Source organism: Streptomyces sp. NPDC054956, assembly GCF_053609185.1.
The window spans coordinates 1-6,237 of record NZ_JBSGXB010000387.1 but is presented as its reverse complement, the minus strand read 5'-3'; the positions used below and the strand labels follow the sequence as shown (position 1 = coordinate 6,237).

Genomic DNA, 6,237 nt, shown 5'->3' with positions numbered 1-6,237 from the left:
CGGGTGGTGCTCAGACAGTGCTCAGGTGGTGCTCAGGGTGCCGGGGCGTCAGCTCACCTGGAGGGTGACGTCGTCCACGACGAAGGAGGTCTGGAGGGACGGGTCCTCCACGCCCTGGAACTTCAGGGTGACCGTCTGGCCGGCGAACTGCGAGACGTTGTACGTCTTGAGCGTGTAGCCGGAAGCCGCGTTCACGTTGGAGAGGGTCTCCAGCGTCTGGCCGCCCACCGAGACCGTGAACGTGTCGTACACGGTGTTCTCGGTCTCGTCGGTGTCGATGTGCAGGTAGAAGCCGAGCTGGTACGAGGCGCAGCCGGCCGGGATGGTCACGGACTGCGAGGCGCTGTCCGTGTGGGTCGAGCCGTAGCCGTCGAGCCAGGCCTTGTACGAGCCCCCGTGCGGGGTCTGGCCGGCCTGGTTGGTGATGACGCCCGCGGTGGCCGTCCACGGGCTGGTGCCGCTCTCGAAGCCGCCGTTGGTGATGAGCTGGCGCGGGGTGCAGGAGCCGGTGCCCACGACGGTCAGGGTGTAGGTGGTGGTGTGGCTGACCGAGCCCGTGCCGGTGACGGTCAGCGTGTAGGTACCGGGAGCGGTGCTCGCGCCGACCTGCACGGTGAGCGTCGAGGAGCTGCCGGACTGGACGGAGGTGGGGCTGAGGGTGGCGGTCGTGCCGGCCGGGGCACCGGTCACCGAGAGGGCGACGGTCTGGGCGGCGCCGCTGACGGTGGCGGTGTTGATGGTGGACGTGGTGCTCGCGCCCTGGTTCGCGCTGCCGGAGGCCGGGGAGGCGCTGATCGAGAAGTCCGGGCCGGGCGTGGTTCCGCCGACGGCCTGGTTCCAGATCGTGTAGGCGACACCGTCGGCGCTGCGGTCCAGGACCGTCGCGTTGATGTTGCTCGTGGTGTCGCAGGAGCTGTGGTAGCAGGCGTCGTACGCCGCGTTCGCGGTGCCGCCCCACTTGGTGGCCTGAGCCGTGGTCTTGCGGGCGCTGGCGCCGGCCGCGTAGCCGGAGGTGGCGATGCCGCCCTGCTGGAAGGAGTAGTCGTCACTGCGGCCCTGGCCCTCGGTGTTCTCCTCGGGAGCGAGGTTCAGCGAGGTCCAGTACGCCTTGAGCGGCGCGGCGGCGGTGGAGTTGACGTTGTTGATGAAGTAGCCGCCGTTGGGCGAGCCGACCATGTCGAAGTTGTAGTAGGCCTTGATGGCCGCCTTCTGGGTGCTGGTGAGCTGGTTGACGTAGAACTTCGAGCCGTTGAGGCCCTGCTCCTCGTCGGTCCACCAGGCGAAGCGCACGTGCTTGGTCATCGTCGGGTTCTTCTGGGCGAGGACGAGCGCGTTCTCCAGCAGGGTCGCGGAGCCCGAGCCGTTGTCGTTGATGCCCGGACCGGCCGAGACGCTGTCGAGGTGCGAGCCGAACATGATCGTCTGGTCGGCGGGACCGCCCGGCCAGTCGGCGATCAGGTTGTTCGACGGGTAGGTGCAAGAGGTGCAGTTCTGCTCGGTGACCGTGTAACCGGCGGCCTGCAGCTTGCCCTTGATGTACGCCACCGACTGCGTGTAACCGGCGCTGCCCGCACGGCGGTTGCCGCCGTTCTGGGAAGCGATCGTGTTCAGCTGGGTCAGGTGCGCCTGGACCGCGGCCACGTCGATGTTCGGCGCGGTGGGGGTGGGCGTGGTGCTGCTGACGGTCAGCGCGTAGTCGACGGTGTGGGAGAGGGTGGTGCCCTGACCCTTGACGACGACGGTCGAGGACCCGGGAGCCGCGCTGGACGAGGCGCTCAGGGTCAGCGTCGAGGACTGTCCGGCCTGCACGGTGGCCGGGTTGAAGGAGGCGGTGACCCCGGCCGGCAGGCCGGACGCGGTGAGTGTCACCTGCTGGGCCGCGCCCGTGGAGATCGCGGTGGCCACGGTCGTGGTCGCCGAGGCGCCCTGCTGGACGGTGCCCGCGGACGGGTTCAGCGCGAGCGAGAAGTCGTCCTGGCCGGTCGGGGTGCAGGTCGGGTCGGCGGTCTGCGCGGGCACGGTGATGGCGTCCCAGGCGGCCTTGGTCTTGTTGAACAGGTTGCAGGTGGCGTCCAGCGACTTGGCGGAACTCAGCGTCGCCGTCCGGTACTTCTTGTAGGACATGCTGGAGGTCTTCAGCAGCATGCCGCCGTAGAAGATCTTGCCCGCGTTCTGCACGCCCACGCCGGTCAGCGTGGTCGAGTTGCAGGTGCTGCTGTTGGGCTTGCCGCCGCCGGGGTTGGTGCCCTCGGCGAGCAGGTAGAACCAGTGGTTCAGCGGGCCGGCCGCGGCGTGCACCTCGGTGCCGGGTATCGCGGAGCTGTAGCAGGACGGGTCGTTGTCCACGGCCGACGGGTTGTACATGTTGCGGATCGGACCGGTGCCCACGAGGTTGATCGTCTCGCCGACGAGGTAGTCGGGAGTGTCGTACGGGGACGGCTCGTTGGCGAAGGCTTCGGTCAGCGCGCCGAAGATGTCGCCGGTGCCCTCGCCGAGCCCGGCCTCCTGGCCGCTGGTGCCGCCGGGGGTGTTGGAGTCGATGGCGTGGCCGTACTCGTGGGCCACCACGTCGATGCTGGCGATCCACTCGTTGGCGTTGTTGTGCCCGATGCTCACCGAGCTGCCGTCCCAGTACGCGTTCACGTCACCGAGGCCGACCTTCGCCGGGAAGCTGCGGCCGCTGCCGTTGACGCCGTTGCGGCCGAGCCACTGGCCCAGCATGTCCCACTGCTTCTGGGCGGCGAACATCAGGTCCGTACAGCCGGTCTCCTTGGAGGTGGGGTTGCCGGTGCCCCAGGAGTCCGTGGACTTCGAGAAGACGGTGCCGGAGCTGTAGTCGGCGCAGCTCAGGCCGGTGCGGTTCGGGTCGCGCAGGGTGTACGTGGACCCGGACGCGGTGGTGTCGATCGTCAGCGGGTTCGGGCCGTTCCACTTGCTGTTGCCGCTGCCGGCGACCACCTCGTCGAAGCGGTCGACGACCTTGCCGGTGCGGGCGTCCACGAACACGTGGAGCTTGCTGGGCGCCTTCGCGGTCCGGCCGATCAGGACGGTCTCCCAGGCGAGGACCGGCTTGTCGTCCTTGAGCTTGACGACGAGCCGGCTGCTCTGCACCTGGTCGGTCTTGACCTGCTCGCCCCGCGAGGTGGCCTCGGCGGCCTTGGCGCTCACCGACGGGGTGGTGGCCACGTCGATCACCGTCGAGGAGGCCGACTGGACGGAGCGCACGCGCCCTTCGCCGTCGGCGAGGACGACCGCGTCGCCGCCGACGACCGGCAGGCCGCGGTAGGTGCGCTCGTAGGCGACCGAGTACAGGTCCTGCACCCAGGGGGTGACCTGGTGCCGGTCGTACTGCTCCTGCGTGGAGTTGACCAGGGTGTCGAGTCCGCTGCGCACGGCGGCGTCGGCCGCGGCGATCGCGCGCTCGGACCTGCTCTGGCCGGGTGCGGGGTCCGCCGTCTGTGCGGCGGCGGCCGTGCCGGCCAGCGTGCCGGCGAGGCCCGCGGTCAGCACCATGGCCGCGGCGGCGGCCATCCATCTGGTGGGCTGCAAGAGTCCACTCCGATCGTGTGGGGGGTGAGAAAGGGATGAGAATCTCGCTGTTCGCGGCCGAGTATGGGCGTGTCCATGACGAGATCGGGACATCCCTGCGCGCATAAGACCGGCGTTATGGTGCCGTCGCATGACGCTGCGTAAGCTGCTGGAATGCAGCTGGAGTTGAGGCATCTGCAAGCCGTCTGCCAGATAGCGGAAACGGGCAGTCTGGGGGGAGCGGCCAGGAGGCTGGGGGTCTCGCAGCCGGCGCTCTCCGCCCAGCTGCGCAGGATCGAGCGGGTCACCGGGGGCGACCTCTTCGTCCGGGGCCGGCGCGGTGTCGAGCCCACCCCCCTGGGCCAGTTCGTCCTCGCCAAGGCCCGCCGGGTGCTCAGCGAGATGGACGCCCTGGGCGCCGAGACGAGGGCCCGCACGGCGGGCGCCCCGCTGCGCCTGGGCTGCATCCTGCTCGTCCTGGTCGACGGTCTGATCGCGCAGCAGGACCTGGTCCTGTCCGGGCGGGAGATCACCGTGGACCTGGAGGACTCGGTGACGGCCCTGGTGCGGATGCTCGGCGCGGGCCGCTACGACGTCATCGTCTACGGCGAGGTCAACGACCACGAGGTGCCGCTGCCCGGGGGAGTGCTGGCCCGGACCCTGGTCCCCAAGGAGCCGTTCTGCATCCGGATGTCCGCACGCCACCCGCTGGCCCGGCTCGAGGCCCTGGACCTCGCGGACCTCGCCGACGACACGTGGATGACGCTGATCGAGGACGACGACGGCGGCCCCGAGGCGCTCATCGAGGCCTGCGCCAAAGCGGGCTTCGTCCCCTCGCTGCGCTACCGGATCACCGACCGCATGATGCAGTACGACCTGATCTCCGCCGGCCGCGCCGTCTCCCTGTGCCAGCCCACGGCGCCGGCCGTGGCGGGCACGGTGATCCGCCCCCTGATCGGCGCCCCCATCATGGGGCGGATCCGCCTCGCCTGGAACCGCTCGACCGTCTCGGCCCGGCAGGCGGAGCTCTTCTACCGTTCGGCGGCCCGCGCGTATCTGGCCAACGTGGACAACAACCCCTTCCACCGGGCCTGGTGGGACGAGCATCCGGAAGCCCACCCGGCCCTGGACTGACCTGCGCCCGCCGCTCCGCCGCCCCCTCGGCTCATTTCACACTCCGTACATTGAACGGGTATTCGGCTCCCTTTACGCTCTCCGCATGGCAGTGGCCGCCACACCATTCGTGAGGTAAAGGTGCCCCTTCGGAGCGCAGGAGGAAATACCCATGAGTAAGAGTGCCCGCAAGCGGTTCAGCCGGAGAGGGTTCCTCGCCGGCACGGCCGCGGCGGCGGCGGCCACCGTTCCCGCGATCGGCCAGGTGGTGGGGGCGGCCCCCGCGGCGGCCGCCACCCGCCCGAACATCCTGCTGATCGTCACGGATGACCAGCCCAAGCACACCGACTGGGCCATCCAGAAGACCATCGCCTGGATCGCCGGCCAGGGCGTGAAGTTCACCCACGGCCACGTCACCACACCGCTGTGCGCCCCGTCGCGGTCCTCGGTCTTCTCCGGCCGCTACGCCCACAACCACGGTGTCCGGAACAATGCGTCCGCGGCGGCGCTCGACCAGCACACCACCGTCCAGCGTTATCTGAAACAGGCCGGATATCGCACCGGGCTCTTCGGGAAATACCTCAATTCCTGGAATATCGCGGACGCGCCGCCGCATTTCGATGAATTCGCGCTGCTCCAGCCGGCCTACGTCGACGCCAAGTGGAACGTCAACGGGACCGTCCAGACGCTCAACGGCTACACCACGAACATCATCAAGAACCGGACGCTGAACTTCCTGGACGAGGCGGCCACCGACACCCGCCCCTGGTTCGCGTACGTCACCCCGTACGCCTCGCACGGACCCCGCACGCCCGAGCCCAAGTACGCGGGCACCGCCGTCCCCGACTGGAACGGACGGCCCTCCGTCCCCGAGGCCGACCGGAGCGACAAGCCGGCCTACATCCAGAACGCCACGGGCACCCTGGCCGACGGCCGGCAGATCCGCGCCGAACAGCTGCGGACCCTGCTCTCCGTGGACGACGCCGTCCAGGCCTTCAAGGACAAGCTGACGGCCCTCGGCCAGCTCGACAACACCCTCGTCATCTACATCGGCGACAACGGCTTCGGCTGGGCCGACCACGGGTGGACGGCCAAGTCGGTGCCCTACAGCCCGGCCCACGAAGTGCCGTTCTACCTCTCCTGGCCCGCCGGCGGACTCGGCGCCGGCACGGTCGACCACCGCATCGTCGCCAACATCGACATCGCGCCCACCATCCTCGACGCCGCCGGCATCACCCCCGACACCCCGCAGGACGGCACCTCGCTGCTGACCCCGTACAGCCGGGACCACCTGCTCGTCGAATGGTGGAAGCAGGGCACCGGCACGGGCGGTCACGACACCTGGTCGTCCTACGTCTCCAAGGAGAAGCAGTACGTGGAGTACTACGCGCTCCACACCGACACCAACGGCACGGTGTCCGGCACCGGACAGGTCAAGTTCCGGGAGTACTACGACCTCGCGGGCGACCCGTACCAGCTCACCAACAAGCTCTACCAGGCGACACCCGCGCAGGAGACGAACCTGGGCATCCCGGCCCTGGCCGCCCAGCTCGCCGCCGACCGGATCAACTAGACCGGGTGCCTGCGGCCGGGCTC

3 protein-coding genes are annotated in these 6,237 nt (G+C 69.6%); 2 read left to right on the top strand and 1 reads right to left on the bottom strand.

Annotated features, from left to right (window positions below):
- Positions 1–48: 48 nt before the first annotated feature.
- On the bottom strand, positions 49–3,531 hold the full coding sequence (locus ACWGDE_RS34765) for a M28 family peptidase (RefSeq protein WP_453393051.1): 3,483 nt from the start codon (positions 3,529–3,531) through the stop codon (positions 49–51).
- A gap of 171 nt (positions 3,532–3,702) precedes the next feature.
- Between ACWGDE_RS34765 and ACWGDE_RS34760 the strand changes: the two genes are divergently transcribed.
- Positions 3,703–4,662, top strand: a complete 960-nt coding sequence (locus ACWGDE_RS34760) for a LysR family transcriptional regulator (protein WP_453393050.1) — start codon at positions 3,703–3,705, stop codon at positions 4,660–4,662.
- A gap of 151 nt (positions 4,663–4,813) precedes the next feature.
- The gene (locus ACWGDE_RS34755; protein WP_453393049.1) at positions 4,814–6,214 is read left to right on the top strand and encodes a sulfatase family protein; all 1,401 of its coding nucleotides are present in this window, start codon (positions 4,814–4,816) and stop codon (positions 6,212–6,214) included.
- Positions 6,215–6,237: the final 23 nt, after the last annotated feature.

Bases quoted from the DNA above. Each gene is read 5' to 3' on its own strand.
- ACWGDE_RS34765 (WP_453393051.1), bottom strand. From the start codon at position 3,531: ATGGCCGCCGCCGCGGCCATGGTGCTGACCGCGGGCCTCGCCGGCACG.
- ACWGDE_RS34760 (WP_453393050.1), top strand. From the start codon at position 3,703: ATGCAGCTGGAGTTGAGGCATCTGCAAGCCGTCTGCCAGATAGCGGAA.
- ACWGDE_RS34755 (WP_453393049.1), top strand. From the start codon at position 4,814: ATGAGTAAGAGTGCCCGCAAGCGGTTCAGCCGGAGAGGGTTCCTCGCC.